This window comes from Actibacterium sp. 188UL27-1, assembly GCF_016901225.1.
Taxonomy (GTDB): domain Bacteria; phylum Pseudomonadota; class Alphaproteobacteria; order Rhodobacterales; family Rhodobacteraceae; genus 188UL27-1.
Genome location: NZ_JAFEUL010000010.1, coordinates 40,076 through 58,579, shown reverse-complemented (window position 1 = coordinate 58,579; position 18,504 = coordinate 40,076). Strand labels below are relative to the sequence as shown.

Annotated in this window: 20 protein-coding genes; 12 read left to right on the top strand and 8 right to left on the bottom strand. The window is 59.6% G+C overall.

From position 1 onward, the window contains the following. The 4 genes from IU397_RS14095 to IU397_RS14080 all read left to right on the top strand — a co-directional run bounded on the left by IU397_RS14095 (nt 1) and on the right by IU397_RS14080 (nt 5,664). Nucleotides 1-1,800: a sodium:solute symporter family protein gene (locus tag IU397_RS14095; RefSeq protein ID WP_204414800.1), complete on the top strand. Its 1,800-nt coding sequence runs from the start codon at nt 1-3 to the stop codon at nt 1,798-1,800. A 90-nt stretch (nt 1,801-1,890) separates the two neighbouring features. Then, nucleotides 1,891-3,717 carry a DUF294 nucleotidyltransferase-like domain-containing protein gene (locus IU397_RS14090; RefSeq protein WP_204414798.1) on the top strand — a complete coding sequence of 609 codons (1,827 nt, stop codon included), beginning with the start codon at nt 1,891-1,893 and terminating at the stop codon, nt 3,715-3,717. Nucleotides 3,718-3,743: 26 nt separating this feature from the next. Continuing rightward, entirely contained in the window at nt 3,744-4,265 is a 522-nt protein-coding gene (locus IU397_RS14085) for a hypothetical protein (protein ID WP_204414791.1), read from the top strand. Nucleotide 4,266: 1 nt separating this feature from the next. Further along, a complete protein-coding gene (locus tag IU397_RS14080; RefSeq protein ID WP_204414789.1) occupies nt 4,267-5,664 on the top strand; it encodes a 3'-5' exonuclease in 1,398 nt (465 codons plus the stop codon). A 48-nt stretch (nt 5,665-5,712) separates the two neighbouring features. Here IU397_RS14080 and IU397_RS14075 read toward each other — a convergent pair whose 3' ends face one another. Beyond that, entirely contained in the window at nt 5,713-6,204 is a 492-nt protein-coding gene (locus tag IU397_RS14075; RefSeq protein ID WP_204414787.1) for a hypothetical protein, read from the bottom strand. A 9-nt stretch (nt 6,205-6,213) separates the two neighbouring features. Beyond that, the gene (locus IU397_RS14070; protein WP_204414785.1) at nt 6,214-7,068 is read right to left on the bottom strand and encodes a serine protease; all 855 of its coding nucleotides are present in this window, start codon (nt 7,066-7,068) and stop codon (nt 6,214-6,216) included. Nucleotides 7,069-7,166: 98 nt separating this feature from the next. Here IU397_RS14070 and IU397_RS14065 point away from each other — a divergent pair, with 98 nt between their 5' ends. Genes IU397_RS14065 through IU397_RS23320 form a run of 3 tightly spaced genes read left to right on the top strand, consistent with a single transcriptional unit; the run spans nt 7,167 to nt 8,578 of the window. Continuing rightward, on the top strand, nt 7,167-7,772 hold the full coding sequence (locus tag IU397_RS14065) for a nicotinate-nucleotide adenylyltransferase (protein WP_204414776.1): 606 nt from the start codon (nt 7,167-7,169) through the stop codon (nt 7,770-7,772). Next, nucleotides 7,772-8,365, top strand: coding sequence for an alpha/beta fold hydrolase (locus IU397_RS14060; protein WP_239479810.1), 594 nt, complete (start codon nt 7,772-7,774; stop codon nt 8,363-8,365). The genes IU397_RS14065 and IU397_RS14060 overlap by 1 nt, the downstream gene beginning before the upstream one ends. 36 nt (nt 8,366-8,401) lie before the next feature. Next, entirely contained in the window at nt 8,402-8,578 is a 177-nt protein-coding gene (locus IU397_RS23320) for an alpha/beta fold hydrolase (protein ID WP_239479809.1), read from the top strand. A 143-nt stretch (nt 8,579-8,721) separates the two neighbouring features. Here the strand turns inward: IU397_RS23320 and IU397_RS14055 are convergent, their stop codons facing one another. The 5 genes from IU397_RS14055 to IU397_RS14035 all read right to left on the bottom strand — a co-directional run bounded on the left by IU397_RS14055 (nt 8,722) and on the right by IU397_RS14035 (nt 12,918). After that, nucleotides 8,722-9,645 carry a bifunctional riboflavin kinase/FAD synthetase gene (locus IU397_RS14055; protein WP_204414774.1) on the bottom strand — a complete coding sequence of 308 codons (924 nt, stop codon included), beginning with the start codon at nt 9,643-9,645 and terminating at the stop codon, nt 8,722-8,724. A gap of 49 nt (nt 9,646-9,694) precedes the next feature. After that, the gene (locus tag IU397_RS14050; protein ID WP_204414772.1) at nt 9,695-10,153 is read right to left on the bottom strand and encodes a MaoC family dehydratase; all 459 of its coding nucleotides are present in this window, start codon (nt 10,151-10,153) and stop codon (nt 9,695-9,697) included. Between the two features lie 114 nt (nt 10,154-10,267). After that, the gene (locus tag IU397_RS14045; RefSeq protein WP_204414770.1) at nt 10,268-11,137 is read right to left on the bottom strand and encodes a TIGR01459 family HAD-type hydrolase; all 870 of its coding nucleotides are present in this window, start codon (nt 11,135-11,137) and stop codon (nt 10,268-10,270) included. A 173-nt stretch (nt 11,138-11,310) separates the two neighbouring features. After that, nucleotides 11,311-12,231, bottom strand: coding sequence for a manganese-dependent inorganic pyrophosphatase (locus IU397_RS14040; protein WP_204414768.1), 921 nt, complete (start codon nt 12,229-12,231; stop codon nt 11,311-11,313). An 84-nt stretch (nt 12,232-12,315) separates the two neighbouring features. Further along, nucleotides 12,316-12,918, bottom strand: a complete 603-nt coding sequence (locus IU397_RS14035) for a LysE family translocator (RefSeq protein ID WP_204414766.1) — start codon at nt 12,916-12,918, stop codon at nt 12,316-12,318. A 72-nt stretch (nt 12,919-12,990) separates the two neighbouring features. On the opposite strand from IU397_RS14035, the gene IU397_RS14030 reads away from it, so the two are divergent. Continuing rightward, nucleotides 12,991-13,443 carry an Lrp/AsnC family transcriptional regulator gene (locus IU397_RS14030; RefSeq protein ID WP_204414764.1) on the top strand — a complete coding sequence of 151 codons (453 nt, stop codon included), beginning with the start codon at nt 12,991-12,993 and terminating at the stop codon, nt 13,441-13,443. A 263-nt stretch (nt 13,444-13,706) separates the two neighbouring features. Here IU397_RS14030 and IU397_RS14025 read toward each other — a convergent pair whose 3' ends face one another. After that, complete coding sequence (locus IU397_RS14025) at nt 13,707-14,012, bottom strand: antibiotic biosynthesis monooxygenase (protein ID WP_204414763.1); 306 nt, start codon at nt 14,010-14,012, stop codon at nt 13,707-13,709. Between the two features lie 153 nt (nt 14,013-14,165). On the opposite strand from IU397_RS14025, the gene betC reads away from it, so the two are divergent. The 4 genes from betC (at nt 14,166) to groL (ending at nt 18,465) form a co-directional block, all read left to right on the top strand. Beyond that, nucleotides 14,166-15,680 (top strand): choline-sulfatase, encoded by a 1,515-nt coding sequence (gene betC, locus IU397_RS14020; protein WP_204414761.1) that lies wholly within the window; start codon nt 14,166-14,168, stop codon nt 15,678-15,680. Between the two features lie 139 nt (nt 15,681-15,819). Further along, nucleotides 15,820-16,287 (top strand): hypothetical protein, encoded by a 468-nt coding sequence (locus tag IU397_RS14015; protein ID WP_204414759.1) that lies wholly within the window; start codon nt 15,820-15,822, stop codon nt 16,285-16,287. A gap of 171 nt (nt 16,288-16,458) precedes the next feature. Beyond that, nucleotides 16,459-16,746, top strand: coding sequence for a co-chaperone GroES (gene groES, locus IU397_RS14010; RefSeq protein ID WP_204414757.1), 288 nt, complete (start codon nt 16,459-16,461; stop codon nt 16,744-16,746). 72 nt (nt 16,747-16,818) lie between these two features. Further along, on the top strand, nt 16,819-18,465 hold the full coding sequence (groL, locus tag IU397_RS14005; RefSeq protein ID WP_204414755.1) for a chaperonin GroEL: 1,647 nt from the start codon (nt 16,819-16,821) through the stop codon (nt 18,463-18,465). The last annotated feature ends 39 nt before the right edge of the window (nt 18,466-18,504 follow it).

The window sequence follows — 18,504 nt, the reverse complement described above, 5'->3', positions numbered from 1 at the left end:
ATGGACCAGTTTACTCTGAACCTGCTGTTTGTGGGCGCGTCTTTCGCGCTCTACATCGGCATCGCGGTCTGGGCCCGGGCGGGCTCAACCTCTGAATTTTACGCGGCCGGTCGCGGCGTTCACCCCGTCACGAACGGCATGGCCACGGCGGCGGACTGGATGTCGGCGGCCTCCTTCATCTCAATGGCAGGCCTGATCGCGTTCACGGGCTATGACAACTCCTCCTTCCTGATGGGCTGGACCGGTGGCTATGTGCTGCTTGCCCTGCTGCTGGCACCCTACTTGCGCAAATTCGGCAAGTTCACCGTGTCGGAGTTCATCGGAGACCGGTTCTACTCCCCAACTGCACGCCTTGTCGCCGTGATCTGCCTGATCGTGGCCTCAACCACCTATGTGATCGGTCAGATGACAGGCGTCGGCGTGGCTTTTGGGCGGTTCCTTGAGATCTCGAACACGGCCGGCCTGCTGATCGGTGCCTGTGTGGTCTTTGCTTACGCAGTCTTTGGCGGCATGAAAGGCGTGACCTATACCCAAGTAGCGCAATATGTCGTGCTGATCATGGCCTATACAATCCCGGCTGTGTTCATCTCTTTGCAACTGACCGGGACGCCGATCCCGGCCCTGGGTCTTTTCAGTGAGACGACGGCAAGTGCCGGCGAAGGATCCGTCTATCTGCTCAGCAAGTTGGACCAGATCGTCACCGAGCTGGGTTTTGCCAGCTATACCGAGGCGCATAAGGACAATCTGAACATGGTTCTGTTCACCCTGTCCCTGATGATCGGTACGGCGGGTTTGCCCCATGTCATCATGCGGTTCTTCACGGTCCCCAAAGTCTCTGACGCGCGCTGGTCTGCCGGTTGGGCGCTGGTCTTTATCGCCTTGCTCTACCTGACGGCTCCGGCTGTCGGGGCCATGGCACGGCTCAACATCACTGAACTGATGTGGCCCAATGGCACGAACGGCGATGCTGTGTCGGTTGAAACCATCGAGACGGATGAGACCTATAACTGGATGCTGACCTGGCAGAAAACCGGTCTTCTGGATTGGGAAGACAAGAACGGCGACGGCAAGATCCAGTACTACAACGACCAATCCGACGCGATGGCCGAGAAGGCCGCGGCCAATGGGTGGGAAGGCAATGAGCTGACCAACTTCAACCGCGATATCCTGGTGCTGGCCAACCCCGAGATTGCCAACCTGCCGGGTTGGGTGATCGGTCTGGTAGCCGCGGGTGGCCTTGCGGCGGCGCTTTCCACAGCGGCGGGTCTGCTGCTGGCGATCTCGTCAGCAGTTTCCCATGACTTGTTAAAGGGGCAACTGACGCCGAACATGTCGGAAAAGGCGGAGTTGATGTCGGCCCGCATCGCCATGGCGATCGCCATCGGTGTGGCCACGATCCTGGGGCTGAACCCGCCGGGATTTGCGGCGCAAACCGTGGCTCTGGCCTTTGGTCTGGCGGCGGCATCGATCTTCCCGGCCTTGATGATGGGCATCTTCTCCAAGCGCGTGAACAATATTGGCGCGGTCTCGGGGATGCTGGCCGGTCTGATCTTCACCCTGGTCTACATCTTCCTGCACAAGGGGTGGCTCTTTATCGCGGGCACCAACTCGTTCCCCGATACGGTTGACGGATCGCTCCTTGGGATCCAGTCCACAGCCATCGGTGCGGTCGGTGCGTTGATCAACTTTGGGGTGGCCTACGCGGTCTCAGTCTCGACCCAAGACACCCCGCAGGAGATCAAGGACCTGGTCGAAAGCGTGCGTGTCCCTGCCGGTGCGGGCGGCGCGGTCGACCACTAAAACACACAGGAGCCAGCGACCCTGTCGTCGCTGGCTCCATCGGTTGATCCCTCCATGTCGGGATCAACCTTTCATCTGCGGGATATCGCCATGACAGATGCCGCCCTTTCGCTCCTGCCCCATCTCTCCCCCTATGATGCGTTGCCTGAACAAGCGCTGGATGATCTGCTCAAACGGATCGAACGGACCAGGGTAGCAGCGGGTGAGCCGATCTATACCTTTGGTGAGACACTCAAGGGCCTTTACGTGATCGCAAACGGAGAAGTCGCTGTCAGCGACGAAGCCGGACATCAAGTGTCCCTGTTGCAGCGTGAGAACTCCTTTGCCGAGCGTGGCCTGCTGCGCGACGGTCTGGCCGTCACCTCTGCCCGGGCCGTAACAGACAGTGACCTGATCTGTATCCCTGCCGATCTGTTTCACAAGCTGCGGGCCGAGCATGAACCGTTTCGCCGGTTCTTTGACCGCAACCGGTCCGGGGCGGTGGTCAAATCCCAACCGGATTTCGATCTGACCAATGTGCGGGTCGACACCTTGATGGTGGCGGACCCGGTCACCTGTGCGCCGACCCTGCCCATACAGGATGCCGCACGGATCATGCGCGACAGGCGAATATCTTGCCTCTGCGTGCTTGAGGCGGACAGGCTGGCCGGCATCGTGACCCTGCGCGATCTGTCGGGCAAAGCCTTGGCCGAAGGTCTCGCTCCCAGCACGCCAGTGGGACAGATCATGACCAAGGGCCCCCGCGTTTTGCCACCAACGGCGATCGGATCAGATGTGCTGCATCTGATGATGGAACATCGCCTGGGCCATTTGCCGATTGTCTCGGGCGGGCACCTTGTGGGGATCGTCACTCAGACCGATCTGACCCATTTCCAGGCCTCGAACGCGGCGGGTTTCGTATCGGATGCGGCCCGTGCCGAAACGGCCCAGGGGTTGGCAGACGTCACCGCCCGTATCCCGAACCTTCTGGTGCAACTTGTTGCGGCGGGGCATCGGCATGACGTGGTCACACGCATGATCACCGATATTGCCGACGTCGTGACACGCCGCCTATTGGCGTTGGCGGAGCAGCAATTTGGCCCGCCCCCAGCCCGCTATGTCTGGCTGGCCTGCGGAAGCCAGGGGCGACAGGAGCAGACTGGCGTTTCGGACCAAGACAATTGCCTGATGTTCGAAGATGACCTGACCGAAGCACAACTGGCCTATTTCGAGCCCTTCGCGCAATTCGTGAGTGATGGCCTGAATGCGTGCGGCTATGTCTACTGCCCCGGCGATATGATGGCGACCAACCCGCGTTGGCGCCAGCCCGTCGCGGTCTGGCAGGATTATTTCAAGTACTGGATCGCCAATCCCAGCAAAGAGGCGCAGATGCTGGCCTCGGTCATGTTCGATCTGCGGGCCATCGGGGGGGATGTGTCCCTGTTTACCGGGCTCCAAGTCGAAACGTTGAAGGCCGCCGCTGCCAATTCGATCTTTACCGCCCATATGGCGACGAATGCTCTGGCCCATGCGCCACCGCTAGGGCTGCTGAAGGGATTGGCCACGATCCGCTCGGGCGAGCATCGCAATACCATCGACATGAAGCTGAACGGCGTGGTGCCCGTCGTCGATCTGGGGCGGATATACGCGCTGCAAGGCGAGTTGGACGTCGTCAACACGCGTGCGCGGCTGGAGGCTGCAATGGGCCAAAAGATCATCAGCCGAAGTGGCGGACGCGACCTTATGGACGTCTATGACCTGGTCGCGCAAACCCGGTTGGAGCACCAGGCCACCCAGATCAAGCTGGGCAAATCGCCGGACAATTTCCTGGCGCCCGCACAGCTGTCGCCGTTTGAACGGAGCCATCTGCGTGATGCATTCGTCGTCATCAAGACGATGCAATCTGCTTTGATGCAGGGCCGCGGCGTGTTGGGATAGGGTAACGCAACAGGGAGGGGAGGCCCATGTTCTTTGAATTAATCGGCACGATCATTGCGGGCGTGGCGGCCGGACTGATCGTCTGGGCCATTAACCGCACGATAGGCAAGCGCCTTCCCAAATGGCTGGCGCCTGTCGCGGCAGGGACCGCCATGTTGGCCGCGACGATTTCCAGCGAATACAGTTGGTACAACCGGACCGTGGCCACACTGCCGCCAGGCAGCTCCGTGGCCTACACGGTCGAAGAACAGGCATTTTACCGGCCCTGGACCTATGCCAAACCCTATATCTCGCGCTTTGCGGCGGTTGATCTGGCCGCAAAACGGACCCACCCGGAACAGCCCGGACAGCGCATCGTCGATCTGTTCTTTTTCGGACGCTGGGCCAAAACGGCAAAAGTGCCCATCCTGTTCGATTGCACGGGCGGTAGACGCGCCGACATCGTTGACGGGATCGAGTTCGGCGACAACGGCACCGTGCTGAATGCCGACTGGGTCACAATGCCGGACGATGATCCGATCCAGCAGGCGGCCTGCAAGGAGGTGTGACATGACCGATCTCAGCCTGCGGCTCAGGGTGTTTTTGTTCTTTTGTCTGATCGGTCTGGGCGGCGTCGCGATCATCCTTATCGCCGTGCAACTAGGTTTTCGCCAGTTGGATGATCCCGAGGCCTTTTCAGCCTTCGCCACCGTTGCCATCGGATCGACGTTTGGCTTGCTGGCGTTGGCCACCTTTGTCTGGCGCCTCTTCGACGAAAATGTCAGCAAACCGATTGAGCGTTTGGCTGCCCAGTTCCGTCTCTGCGCCAGCGACGTCAGCCCCGTTCAGATCGACCCACGGACGGCAAAATATCTGGGCGATCTGGCCCCGGCTGCATTTGCGGTCAACCGAAAGCTGGGCCAGGTCACCCAAGCCTCCACCGAAACCGTTGCACAACGAACCGCACGACTGGAACAGCATCGCAGTCAGCTTTTGACGATATTGTCTGACGTTCCGGTCGCTGTAATTGTTGCCACTCAGGACCACCAGATCGTTCTCTATGACGGGCAGGCCGCCGATCTGATGGAACGCGAGGCTCCCGCACGGCTGAACGGCTCCCTCTTTGACTATCTGGAGGAAAGTGCCATCCGCGACGTGCTGTCGAAAATGCACGGCGCAGGCACCCCACGGCAGGAGATTGCAGTAAACGGTCGATCCGGCGCAGTCTATTCGGGTCATATCCGACTGTTTGACGGTCAGACCGGCTATACGCTCATGCTGCATCCGCTGGAACCCGACGCTGCACGCCCCCTCGTCTATGATTTCGATCTGTTCGATCAACCACGGCCCACCGATCCCGACGATACTGCGTTGCGAGACCTGACATTCGTCGTCTTTGACGGGGAAACGACGGGACTGAACCCGGCCAAGGACGATGTCGTGCAGTTGGGGGCCGTTCGCATCGTCAATGGCAGGATGGTGCCGGGGGAGGTCTTTGATACCTTGGTCAATCCCGGTCGGCCCATCCCGGCAACCTCAACCAAGGTGCACGGCATCACGGATGATATGGTCGCCACCGCGCCCGACTTTACCGATGTATGCCAAAGGTTTCACCATTTTGCACGCGACGCCGTAATCGTGGCCCATAACGCGCCTTTCGACATGGCCTTCCTTCACCGGGAGGCCGGCAAGGGCGGGGTGACATTCGACAATCCGATCCTCGATACCGTACATTTATCCGCCGTCATCTTCGGCGGCTCTGCCAATCATACACTAGATGCGCTTTGTGACAGGCTCTCGATTGTCTTGCCCGGCAATCTGCGCCACACCGCCTTGGGCGATGCGACCGCCACAGCCGAAGCATTGGTCGCGCTTTTGCCGGTACTGGAGGCCCGGGGAATCGGCACATTCGGCCAGGTGCGGGCCGAGATGCAAAAGCATAGCCGGATCCTGAAGCTTCAGGATTAGCCACGCTGCCCAGAAAGCTGCCTTCGGATCGATTGCCGTGCCATCTATTCAAAAAGGTGGAACGAAAGGCTCGAAATTGCGACGACGACAACCAAAACCCGGACGAGAGAAACGGCCTACCCCAACGGCTGCAAGGACGGCAGCAACGTCCAGATAACCGGCATGTAACAGGTAGATCCCGTAAGAAATATTGCCCAGGTGGCGGATAGGCGGTGTTGTCAGAAATGCGCTGGCACACCGCGACTGCGGAGCAAAGATTGGCAGGGTGATACAGAACGACGGAACAGATAGGCTTTCATAAGGTGATATCGGCACCCACCCCTGGCTGTGAGCCATGCCAGGGAAAGACCCAAGCAGGCCGACCGCAGCAAAAATAAAGACAATATCGGTAAGCGGTAAACGATACGGCGAATGATCGGATCCGAACCACACTATGATCCGATCGTTGAATGCGCCAAGGGCGAGGCCAATCGCAAAAAGGTGGATAAATCGCGGCAGAGAATGGGCATCTGCAATGACAAGTGCGGACCCTCCAAACAACCTAGGGGATCAATTGTTATGGAGCATCCGGTCAAACCAGTCTTTCAAGGGAATAGGCCCCAACGTTCGAAAGGTCTGGGTGTAGCTGCCGTGATGCTCTGGCAAAGGGGGCGAGATGCCGTTGCAGACCTGCCGGTCCAGCAGACCTCGACCATAAAGGACGCCAATCACGACCTCTCCGCTTGATGTGCGCATGAGCAGGGGGCTACCACTATCGCCTGCAAGGATCCGATGGGGGCCGCTATATCGCAGCGGTGGCAACCCAAAGACATGACAATCATTGGCCCCCCAAAAGCCAACCGGACCGGTCTGGCGTTTCGCGCTGGGGGCCTGTGGGAATGTTGGCATGCCCCAACCAGCATGGCGCAGCTGCGCCTTTGTCAGCAACCCGTCGACCTGATCCTGCGGCAGCCCGGTCACCACATCAAGCGGCACGGCATGCGCTGCCAAGACAGGGCGGGTCAGGCGGAGCAATGCCATGTCAGCACAAGGGGCCATGCTGTAGGCCCCGGGCCTATGCACGGCCAGGGGTTCGGTGCTGGATGGGCCGATACGTATGGGCGGGCGTTTCTTGTTCCGGATTTGATACCAGTGAAACGGATCTTCCCATCCGCCCTTTTGCAGGCTGGCTTGCTGCGACAGGCCTTCGCATGCGGCGGGTTTCAGGAAATTGGGCTTGGTCGCCCGCAGATTGCGCGACAGGCAATGGGCTGCAGTCAACACGATGTCAGACGCCACTAACGTACCAGTGCACCGCCCGACACTCACGACGGCATTGCGGGCCGGTGTATCACGATCCTCCATGGTCTCCGCCAGGGCGACAGGTGCGGCAAGGGCAGCAATGAGCAAGAGGATCAGGCGCATGGGTGAATGCTAGCTTTCACCAGCGTCGTCGTCCAATGACATCGACGCCACCGAATTACCGTTTCACCCCCTGAATTGTTGCGCTAAGCCTTGGCCACATGCAGCGATACCTTTTGCCCCATGCTCCCCGTGGCCAGGCCATCGGCCTGTTGGGCGGCTCCTTCGATCCGGCCCATAGGGGGCATGCGCATATCACACGCGAAGCCTTGAAACGCTTTGGATTGGATCAGGTGTGGTGGCTGGTCTCCCCTGGCAACCCGCTCAAGCCCCACGGCCCGGCCCCGTTGGGCAAACGCATGGCGGCGGCACGTTCGGCCATGCAGCATCCGCGCGTGACGGTGACGGATTTGGAGGCGCGGTTGGGCACAAGATACACTGCTCAGACGCTAGAAGTAATGACGCGGCTTTATCCAGGTGTGCACTTCGTCTGGCTGATGGGGGCTGATAATCTTGCGCAGTTCCATCGGTGGGACCGCTGGCAGAGCATCATCCAAACCGTGCCCCTGGGCGTGATTGCCCGGCCCGACCAGCGGTTGTCGGCCCGGATGTCAAAGGCGGCAGAGCGCTATGCCGCCTTCCGACTGCCAGCCCAAAGCGCACCGCTCCTGGCGCGGTCCCGTGCGCCCGCCTGGTGCTTTGTCAATGTTCCGATGGTGGATATCTCCTCCTCGGCGATCCGCGCGCGGGGGGATTGGAGTAGATGATGCTGGACCTGCCGAACCGGTTTGACCATGGGGGCCGATCCGTGGCCTGGGGCACGGCCGGGGCTGGCCCGCCACTTGTTCTGGTTCACGGGACACCGTTTTCCGCCCAGGTCTGGCGACGGATCGTTCCGGCACTGGCGGGATCCTACCAGTGTTATTTTTTCGATCTGATCGGCTATGGCCAATCCGAAATGGGGCCCGGGGTCGACGTTTCCTTGGGGGTTCAAAACAGTCTTGTGGCGGCTCTCTTTCAGCATTGGGCATTGGACCGTCCGACTGTGCTGGCCCATGATTTTGGCGGTGCCACGGCCCTGCGGGCCTATCACCTTGACGAGGTGCGCTATGGGCGGTTGGTTCTGTTCGACGTGGTCGCGATGGCACCGTGGGGATCACCCTTTGTCCAGCATGTCCGGCAGTATGAAGCGGCCTTTGCCGGGATGCCTGCCTATGCCCATGATGCCCTGTTGCGCGCCTATTTGCAGACCGCGGCCCACGCACCGCTGCGGCAAGAGGCCTTTGACACCTATATGCCCCCTTGGCAGGGGCCTGTCGGGCAGCCTGCTTTCTATGCACAGATTGCTCAGATGGATTAGCGGTTTACCGATGAGGTGGAGCCCCGATACGGCCCCATGGACTGTGATGTCCAACTGTTATGGGGGGCTGATGATAACTGGCTGCCAGTCGCGCGGGGGCATGCCCTTGCCGACCGGCTGACAGACGGCGCATTGACCGTCATCGACCGGGCAGGACACCTGATGCAGGAGGATGCGCCCGAGGCCGTTGTTGCGGCTGTTCTCGCGGGCTGATGCTCAGCACTTGACCGCGATATTGCATGCCTTTTCGACATGGTCGCCCCCATGGCACCCCCTGTTGCGCGATGATCGTGGGCAGGTTTGCCGTGCAGGCGGTATGCCAAGGCATCGCCAAATGGGCCTATGACGCCCGATGGTTAGAGGGCGGCGAGCCGCTGGCGAGCCTCTTCGCAATCCTTGGCCATTTGCGCGATCAGCGGGTCGAGCCCGTCGAACTTTATCTCCGGGCGCAAGAAATCGACAAGCGCGACTGAAAGTTCGGCACCGTAAAGATCACCGCTGAAATCAAAGATGAATGTCTCAAGATTAGGCTGGTTTTCCCCGAACATCGGCCTGACTCCAAGGGAGGCCGCTCCCCCATAGCTGCCCTGATGCGGCCCCGACAGGACATCAACACGGACCGCATAGACCCCCAACTTGGGCAGATGTCGCCCCGCCATCGACATGTTGGCCGTGGGATAGCCTAGTTCGCGCCCACGCTTTTCACCGTGCTGAACGGGCCCTTCGATCCGATGCCAATGGCCCAACATCGCCGCTGCGCCGCCGGGATCACCCTTGGTCAAGGCCGCACGAATGGCAGTCGACGACACTTCATGATCCGCTTCCAGAACCAGATCGGAAATGGTGACGCCAAAGCCAAGTGTCGCACCAGCCGCGATCAATGTATCGACTGATCCGGTTCGCCCGGCACCAAATCTGAAATCCGCGCCGACGGTCACATTCGACACGCCAAGACCCCGGACCAGCACCTCTGCGCAAAAATCCTGATCGTTCAGATAGCGCACCCCGTCAAAAGGCAGTTCAAACAACAGATCAACGCCCAACTTTTCCAATCGGTGCGCCCGGGCGCGGGCATCCATCAGTCGAAAAGGAGGCGCATCGGGCGCAAAAGCCTCGCGGGGATGGGGCTCGAATGTCAAAACACCCAGGGCGCGTTCGGGCCGACGCGCCCGTTCGATGACAGCTTGATGCCCCAGATGGACGCCGTCAAAGTTACCGATGGCCGCGGCAGTGCCGCGATCCTGGTCAGTTACCTCTGATAAATGTCGGATGATCCGCATGGCCGCTCAGGTAGCCGGGCGGCGGGGCAAGCGCAAGCGGGGTTGTGGGTCAGTCGAACTTGCGGCTGGGTGCCAGCACCGTGGCCTCCCCCTTCAGCACGATCTTATCGTCTACCTCGCAATGGGTGGCGAGTTGCACGCGCCGCTTGGCGTAATCGATATCCAACACCTCAACCACGGCACGGACCCGATCACCAGGCCGAACAGGTGCCATGAATTTCAGCGATTGACCGAGGTAAACAGTTCCGTGGCCAGGCAACTGCTCCCCGATGACGGCAGAGATCAAGCCAGCGGTCAGCATGCCATGGGCAATCCGACCTTCAAAAATTGTATCGCGTGCATAATCGTCATCCAGATGCACGGGGTTGTGGTCAGTTGAGACGGCGGCGAACATCTCGATATCCGCATCTGTCACCGTCTTGGACAGGTCGCGGACCATGCCAATTTCCAGATCTTCAATGCAAATCGTACCGCGGGGCAAATTATCAGTGTGACCAGAATCAAGCATGTGAACCTCCGAACAACATACCGCACCACCTAGCGAATTTTCTGCCATGCAGCAATTTAAAAAGCAATTTTATGCCATAAAGTCGCATGATCTGGTAACTTTGTTACTGTGTTGTTATCGCAGAAATCCTAAAGCATAGGTGGGGGACATCTGCTCAGCTGTCAAATAATCCCGCAGCGCTTGCGGATCAGGCTGGGTCTCTGTCCGGGTTTCTGCCGCAGCGAGCCCGCCCGTGATAAAGATCACATCCAGGCCCTCGCCCATGCCGCCTGCGACATCCGTGAGCGGGCCATCTCCGATGCAGACGATACGGTCATCATCCGCGCCGCCTACCTCAATCAGACGCCGACGCGCAAGGTCATAGATCGGCGGGTGGGGCTTTCCAAAATAAAGGCTGTCGCCCCCCATCTCGGTATACAATTTCGCGAGGGCCCCGGCGCACCATTCCCGGCTCTCGCCCCGATCCACGACGATGTCGGGATTGGCGCAAAGAAACTTCAGACCCTTTGCCTTGGCATATAAAAAGTCGGGGCGGTTGATCTCTGGATCCGCATGGGGATCGAATGGCCCAGTGCAGACGATGCCCTCAGCCTGATCCAATGGCACTTGGCTGATGGAAACCGGGTCGCTCAACATCTTGAGCGGCTCAAAAAAGGGCGCGTCATGGCCTTCGCCGATATGGTACACCTTTTCGCCCACGGCCCCTTGGAACATGGCGAGGCGCGCACTGTCACCGGAGGTTGCGATCGTGTCCCATGCATCGTCAGGGACATCCATCCGGGCGATTTGCGCGGCAACGGAATGTCGGGGACGCGGTGCATTGGTCACCAAAACGACCCGCCCCCCCTCGGCGCGAAAAGCCCTCAACGCGGCAATGGCCTCCGGAAAGGCCATGATGCCATTATGAACGCATCCCCACAGATCAACGAAAACGGCATCGTAGCGACGGGATATCGTGGCGAAATTCGGGATAATGTCAGTCACGGAAGACCTACCAAGAGGAAAGGAACGCTGGTCGCGTTCCTTGTGTCATGTTTGTCGCGCAATAGCCACGTCACCAGCAGTGCCTAGGCCTGCACCATCGCGCGTGCCGAAAGGCGCAGGGGCAACGAACAGCCCTGAAAGGGTGGTGAGGCGCCCCTCCACCGGGCCAGGATTCAGATGGCGAGGTTTGGAATGATCTGCTTTTTGCGGCTCATCACCCCTGGCAATACCACGGTACTGCCAGAAACGGTCGCACCAAAGCTTTTCTCGGCGATCGTTTTTACCAGTTCGTTCGGCACCAGCAGCGTGGCCTCTTCCTTCAGGATATCGACCACAAACAAAAGCACCTGATCAACCCCATCTTCGGAGGCTACCTCGGTCATCGCCTCCATCAGGCTATCCTTGCGATCCAAGGGGATGCCGGGAGCCGTCGTTTCCAGAACGCTCACGCGAAATTTGGTACCTGCGACTTCGTAGGCCTTGCTGTCCATCCGCAGCAATTCAACATCCGAAAACGCGGAAACATCCGATTTCGCGGCAAACATCTCGGCCGCATAGGTGCCAAGATCAACGCTCAATTCCTCAGCCAAAGCATGGGCCACGGCCTTGTCGGTCTGTGTCGTGGTGGGGGAGCGGAATTCCAACGTATCGGACAAGATGCAGGACAGCATCGCGCCCTTCAGGTTGCCAGGCATTTCGGCCATGTGTTTGCCGATCAATTCGTACATGATCGTCGCGGTGCAGGCGAGCGGGCGGACGGTGATGTCGATAGGGCCCTTGGTTTCCAGACCACCGACCAGCTTATGGTGGTCGATGATACCCTGGATATCGGCGGCATTTATGGCGGCAGGCAGCTCTGCCGGGTTGTTGGTATCGACGATCACCACCGCCTGACCTTCAGCGACATCTTCAATGATTTCAGGCTTTTCCAGCTTCCAACGGTCCAGCATGAAGGCCGCCTCGGTATTGGGTTCCCCCAAAAGACGGGCCTCGGCAGGTGTGTCTTTGACATGCGATAGATACCAGGCCCAGATCAGGGGCGATCCGGTGGAATCAGTATCAGGGGATTTGTGGCCAAAAACGAGAGTGGTCATCGCGGCAGTCCTTAAAGCAATACGAAATCGTCGCCCTTATAGGAGCCGCCACGACCCTTGTCATGGGGCGTTTTGGCGCTCGCCCTACCCCATCGTCAGAGGATAATACAGGGACGCGATCAGCAGGCCCGCCATCAACCAGTTGAAAAGGCGCAGCCTTTTGGGATTTGTCAGCACAAGGCGCATCTTTTGCCCCAGCACCGTCCAACTGCTGACAGCGGGCAGGTTAATCAGACCGAAGACCACCGCGACCATGAGGATAGTGAGCATTGTCTTGTCCGGCGCGTAGACGGTGACGGCCGTCAGAGCCATGGTCCAGGCCTTGGGGTTGACCCACTGGAATGCGGCGGCCTGGAGGAAGGTGATGGGACGTTTTTCAGCAGTTTCGGCGGTGTCGGCTGGCGGTGCGGCTGTCGCAATTTTCCAAGCCAGATAAAGCAAATATGTGATGGACAGTACCATCAGAACCGTATGGGAAAACGGATATACTTCAAAGACTTGAGCGAGGCCCAAGCCCACCAGAACCACCATAAGGACAAAGCCCAAGCCGACGCCCAACATGTGGGGGATCGTGCGGCGGAAGCCGAAATTGGCACCTGACGCCATCAGCATCAGGTTGTTGGGCCCCGGCGTGATGGAGGAGACGAAGGCGAAGCTGGCCAGGGCCAAAAGGAGTTCGTAGGTCATACTGCAAGAAGAGCGCATCTTTCGCACAATTAGCTTGCGTTCTTCAGCGCAGATACGGAAAATTCGCAAGAAATGACCGAAATTGACCAGATCAATGATCGAATATTGCAAGAACTGTCCCGAGACGGACGGCTGAGCAATACGGCGCTTGCAGAGCGGGTGGGGTTGTCAGCGTCGGCCTGTTTGCGGCGGGTCCAAGATCTGGAGCGGCGGGGGATCATCACAGGTTACCGCGCCACGTTGGATCGGACAGCACTTGGATCAGGATTTTTAGCTTATATTACAGTGGGTTTATCCAGCCACACCAAGGCGAGCCAGGAAGCGTTTGAACGCGCAATCTCCCGCGCGCCGCAGGTGCGGGAATGTCACAATATCACCGGCGCGGTGGAGTATCTTTTGCGGGTCGAGGTCGCGGATCTGGCCGCTTACAAGCTGTTTCATACCGACATTCTGGGGACCCTGCCGCAGGTGAGCGCGATCACATCCTATGTCGTCATGGGCTCGCCAAAGGATGAACGCGCCTAGCCGAAACCGGCCTGCACATCAGATACAGAAACGATGCACAAACCATACATACGCTCCGCACGGTGATGCAGGGCCGCGTTAATGTTTCTGCCATCATCAATTAAGCGTGTCGTGCGGAAAAACCAGACCTTGAAACCTCTGCGCCCCAAAGGACCGGTTCGGTGGCTGACTTGCTGTTGGCCCTATGGGGACTGGGCGCCACCTATCGTTTGGAGGGACCTTGGGTGGGCGCGATATCGGCCCGCCCAAGGTTAGGCCGCAGGCTAGCCGATTGAGACGGCAAGGTCCGAATGCATCAGCGTGACACTTTCGCCAGAGATTGCCTGAACCATGGCGCTGGCGTCGCTGTTGCTGCCAATTTGGGCGGCGGCGGCTTTGGCGTGGTCCATACTCTCCCACTCGATATGTTCGATCCAGGTGCCGTCTGCAGTGCAGGACAGGCGGCGGGCGATGAAACCGGGGCAGGAGGTGATGAACCGGTTTGCCGCATCCAGCGTTTCGACGAAGGCGTCCTTGGTGATGCCGTCCTTCAATTTGAACAGGACGGTTTCAATGACATGGGGGGACATGGTGTGATCTCCGATGTTGAATGTGGGATGGACATAAGGGAGGCCAACTGACGACAGCCTGTCAGTTATCGGTGCCGCCCCGGATTGTGTCGGTAACGGATTGGCGTGGAGCAGCCATTCACGCTACCCGTAGGGCAATGGGGGACCGCGCGGATGACCAAACCGAACATTCTGATTTTCATGGTGGACCAATTGAACGGGACGTTGTTTCCCGATGGGCCGGCGCCGTGGCTGCATGTGCCGCATCTGCGGGCCCTGGCCGCGCGGTCAACGCGGTTTGCGCAGTGCTACACCGCCTCGCCGTTATGCGCGCCGGGGCGGGCAGCATTCATGACGGGGCAATTGCCGAGTGCGACGGGTGTGTATGACAATGCGGCAGAGTTTGCCTCCAGCCTACCAACCTATGCGCATCATCTGCGGCGGGCGGGGTATCAGACTTGCCTGTCGGGCAAGATGCATTTCGTTGGGCCGGATCAGTTGCACGGGTTTGAGGAACGCTTGACGACTGATGTCTACCCGCCCGATTTCGGCTGGACGCCGGATTATCGCAAACCGGGAGAGCGGATCGATTGGTGGTACCACAATATGGGTTCGGTCACCGGGGCGGGTGTGGCGGAGATCACCAACCAGTTGGAATATGATGATGAGGTGGCCTATCACGCGGTACGCAAGATCTATGATCTAGGGCGCGGACAGGATGCGCGGCCCTGGTGCCTGACGGTCAGTTTCACCCACCCCCATGATCCTTACGTGGCGCGGCGGCAATTCTGGGATCTGTACGCCGATTGCGATCACCTGATGCCCGAGGTCGGGCCGATCTGTTACGAGGATCAAGACCCCCATTCGCAGCGGATTTTCGATGCGAATGATTGGCGAAGTTTTGATCTGACCGACCGCGACGTGCAGCGATCGCGGCGCGCGTATTTTGCCAACATCTCGTACCTGGACAGCAAGATCGGCGAGGTTCTGGCGGCGCTGGACGGTGTGCGCCAGACCGAAAACACGGTGATCCTGTTCGTGTCGGACCATGGTGACATGTTGGGCGCGCGAGGGCTGTGGTTTAAGATGTCATTCCTTGAGGGTTCGGCCCGGGTGCCGATGATGATTGCTGCCCCGGATATGGCGCCGGGTTTGGTGAGCGCGCCGGTGTCAAACATCGATGTCTGCCCGACCTTATGCGATTTGGCAGGCGTTTCGATGGAGGAAATCGCCCCCTGGACCACCGGGGAGAGCCTGGTGCCGCTGGGACAGGGTGCCTTGCGACAGGCACCGGTGGCGATGGAATACGCGGCAGAGGCGTCCTATGCGCCCATGGTCTCGCTCCGGTCGGGGGCATGGAAGTTGAACCGGTGTGTGCTGGATCCGGATCAGCTGTTCAATCTGGACAACGATCCCCATGAATTGGTGAATCGGGCAGACGATCCGGATTGTGCTGATGTGATGGCCCGGCTGGGGGCGGAGGTCGCTGCGCGCTGGGATCTGGCAGCGTTCGATGCGGCGGTGCGCGAAAGCCAGGCGCGGCGGCTGATCGTGTATGAGGCGCTGCGGCAGGGCGGCTATTACCCCTGGGATTATCAGCCCCTGCAAAAAGCCAGCGAGCGGTATATGCGCAACCATATGGACCTGAATATCCTGGAAGAGGCGCAGCGGTTCCCCCGCGGGCAGTGAGGGTGACACCGGTACCTTGCCGGGCGCTTCTAGGGGGTTTGTTGAGAGTTCTGTTCATGATGACAGCCGCACCGGGATCGGCCGCCAGCATAAACATCGCGCTTTATCCTTGGTTTCGGTTCCTTCAGGAGCTGATCTTTTGGCTGACCGTCTGGTTCTTATACCTGCAGGCCGAACTGTCGGCGGCAGAAGCGATCCTGTTATTGCCATCTATGATGTCGCGACGACCGTGTTGGAGGTGCCGTCGGGCTACATGTCTGACCGGTTGGGGCGCCGGATGACGTTGATCGCGTCGGCCGCGTTCGGAGTTGCGGGGGCTGTACTGCTGGGGGTCGGCGGTGATGATGGTGACCGGGGTCGCGGGGTCGTTTGTGGCGCTGCAATTGCGGCTGTGGTTCGGGCTGCCGGTGATCTTGCTGGTGGCGTTCGGGATGCAGATCGCCCTGGTACGCTGTTCATCGCATACCTCTCTGCCTCGGACGTGGGGGAGATGCCCCATGGCGAGGTGCAATCGGTGCTGGGCTGGTATGTGGCAATCGGATCGATTCTTTTTACCGGTCTCTGGGTGACGGCAGAATGGGCCGGGATCGAGCCCAGACACACCTGACGCGTCTAGTGAACAGCATGGATGCGCGCGGAAATGCCGGGCCATTTTCCATGCCTTGTTTTGAGCCGGGATGCTGTTGACAGGCACGGGTCCATCGCCTATCTCGCGCTCACTAGCACTCATGGGAGGTGAGTGCTAATCACACGAAACACCAACGAAGGAGCGTTTCCGATGGCTTTCAAACCGTTGCATGACCGCGTTCTGGTTCGCCGCGTCGAATCCGAAGAAAAGACAGCTGGCGGCCTGATCATCCCCGATAGCGCCAAGGAAAAGCCTGCCGAAGGCGAAGTGATCGCAGCAGGCGAAGGCGCCCGCAAGGACAGCGGCGAGCTGGTCGCGATGTCCGTCAAGGAAGGCGACAAGATCCTGTTCGGCAAATGGTCCGGCACCGAAGTGTCACTGGACGGCGAAGACCTGCTGATCATGAAGGAAAGCGATATCCTTGGGGTCATGGGCTAAGCCCGACCTTGTATCGCGCGGCGGGGAGACCCCCGCCTTACCCCATTACGAGAATTCAAGGAGCACATGAAAATGGCTGCTAAAGACGTCAAGTTTGATACCGACGCCCGGAACCTGATGCTGAACGGCGTCGATGTTCTGGCAAATGCCGTCAAAGTGACACTGGGCCCCAAAGGCCGCAACGTTGTCATCGACAAATCCTTTGGCGCGCCGCGCATCACCAAAGATGGTGTGACGGTCGCCAAGGAGATCGAACTGGAAGGCAAGTTCGAGAACATGGGCGCGCAAATGGTGAAAGAAGTCGCCAGCCGCACCAATGACGAGGCCGGCGACGGCACCACGACCGCCACTGTGCTGGCCCAGGCGATCATTCGCGAAGGCCTGAAGTCGGTTGCTGCCGGCATGAACCCGATGGATCTGAAGCGCGGCATCGATCTGGCCGTGGCCAAGGTTGTCGAAGGCATCAAAAGTGCGGCTCGCGACGTGAATGACAGCGACGAAGTTGCGCAGGTTGGCACGATCTCTGCCAATGGCGAAGCCGAGATTGGCCGTCAGATCGCCGACGCGATGCAAAAAGTTGGCAACGAAGGTGTCATCACCGTCGAAGAGAACAAGGGACTGGAGACCGAGACCGAGGTCGTCGAAGGCATGCAGTTCGACCGCGGCTACCTGAGCCCCTACTTTGTCACCAACCCTGACAAGATGATTGCGGATCTGGAAGACTGCCTGATCCTGCTGCACGAAAAGAAGCTGTCGTCGCTGCAGCCCATGGTGCCCCTGCTGGAAACTGTCATCCAGTCCGGCAAGCCCCTGCTGATCATCGCCGAAGACGTCGAAGGTGAGGCCCTGGCCACGCTGGTCGTCAACAAGCTGCGCGGTGGTCTGAAGATCGCAGCCGTCAAGGCACCTGGTTTCGGTGATCGCCGCAAGGCCATGCTGCAGGACATCGCGATCCTGACCGGTGGTCAGGTCATTTCCGAAGATCTGGGCATGAAGCTGGAAAACGTGACCATCGACATGCTGGGTACGTCCAAGAAGGTCGCGATCACCAAGGACGAAACCACTATTGTGGATGGTGCCGGTGAGAAGTCCGAGATCCAGGCGCGCGTCAGCCAGATCCGTCAGCAGATCGAAGAAACCACCAGCGACTATGACCGCGAAAAATTGCAAGAGCGCGTGGCCAAGCTGGCTGGTGGTGTTGCCGTGATCCGCGTCGGTGGCATGACCGAAGTGGAAGTGAAAGAGCGCAAGGACCGCGTCGATGACGCCCTGAACGCGACCCGTGCTGCTGTGCAGGAAGGTGTTGTCGTGGGTGGCGGTGTTGCCCTGGTGCAGGGTGCCAAATCACTGGCCGACCTGACCGGCGAGAACTCTGACCAGACAGCCGGTATCGCCATCGTGCGCAAGGCACTGGAAGCACCCTTGCGTCAGATCGCCGAGAATGCCGGTGTCGACGGTGCCGTCGTGGCGGGCAAGATCCGCGAAAGCGACGACACTTCGTTCGGCTTCAATGCACAGACCGAAGAGTATGGCGATCTGTTCTCCTTCGGCGTCATTGACCCGGCCAAGGTTGTGCGGACCGCGCTGGAAGATGCAGCCTCGGTCGCGTCGCTGCTGATCACAACCGAAGCCATGGTCGCCGACAAGCCCGAGCCGAAGGGTGCTGCACCCGCCGGTGGCGGAATGCCCGACATGGGCGGCATGGGCGGCATGATGTAAGCCACCCCGCTTGACACGATTTGGGCCGTTCCTTTGGGA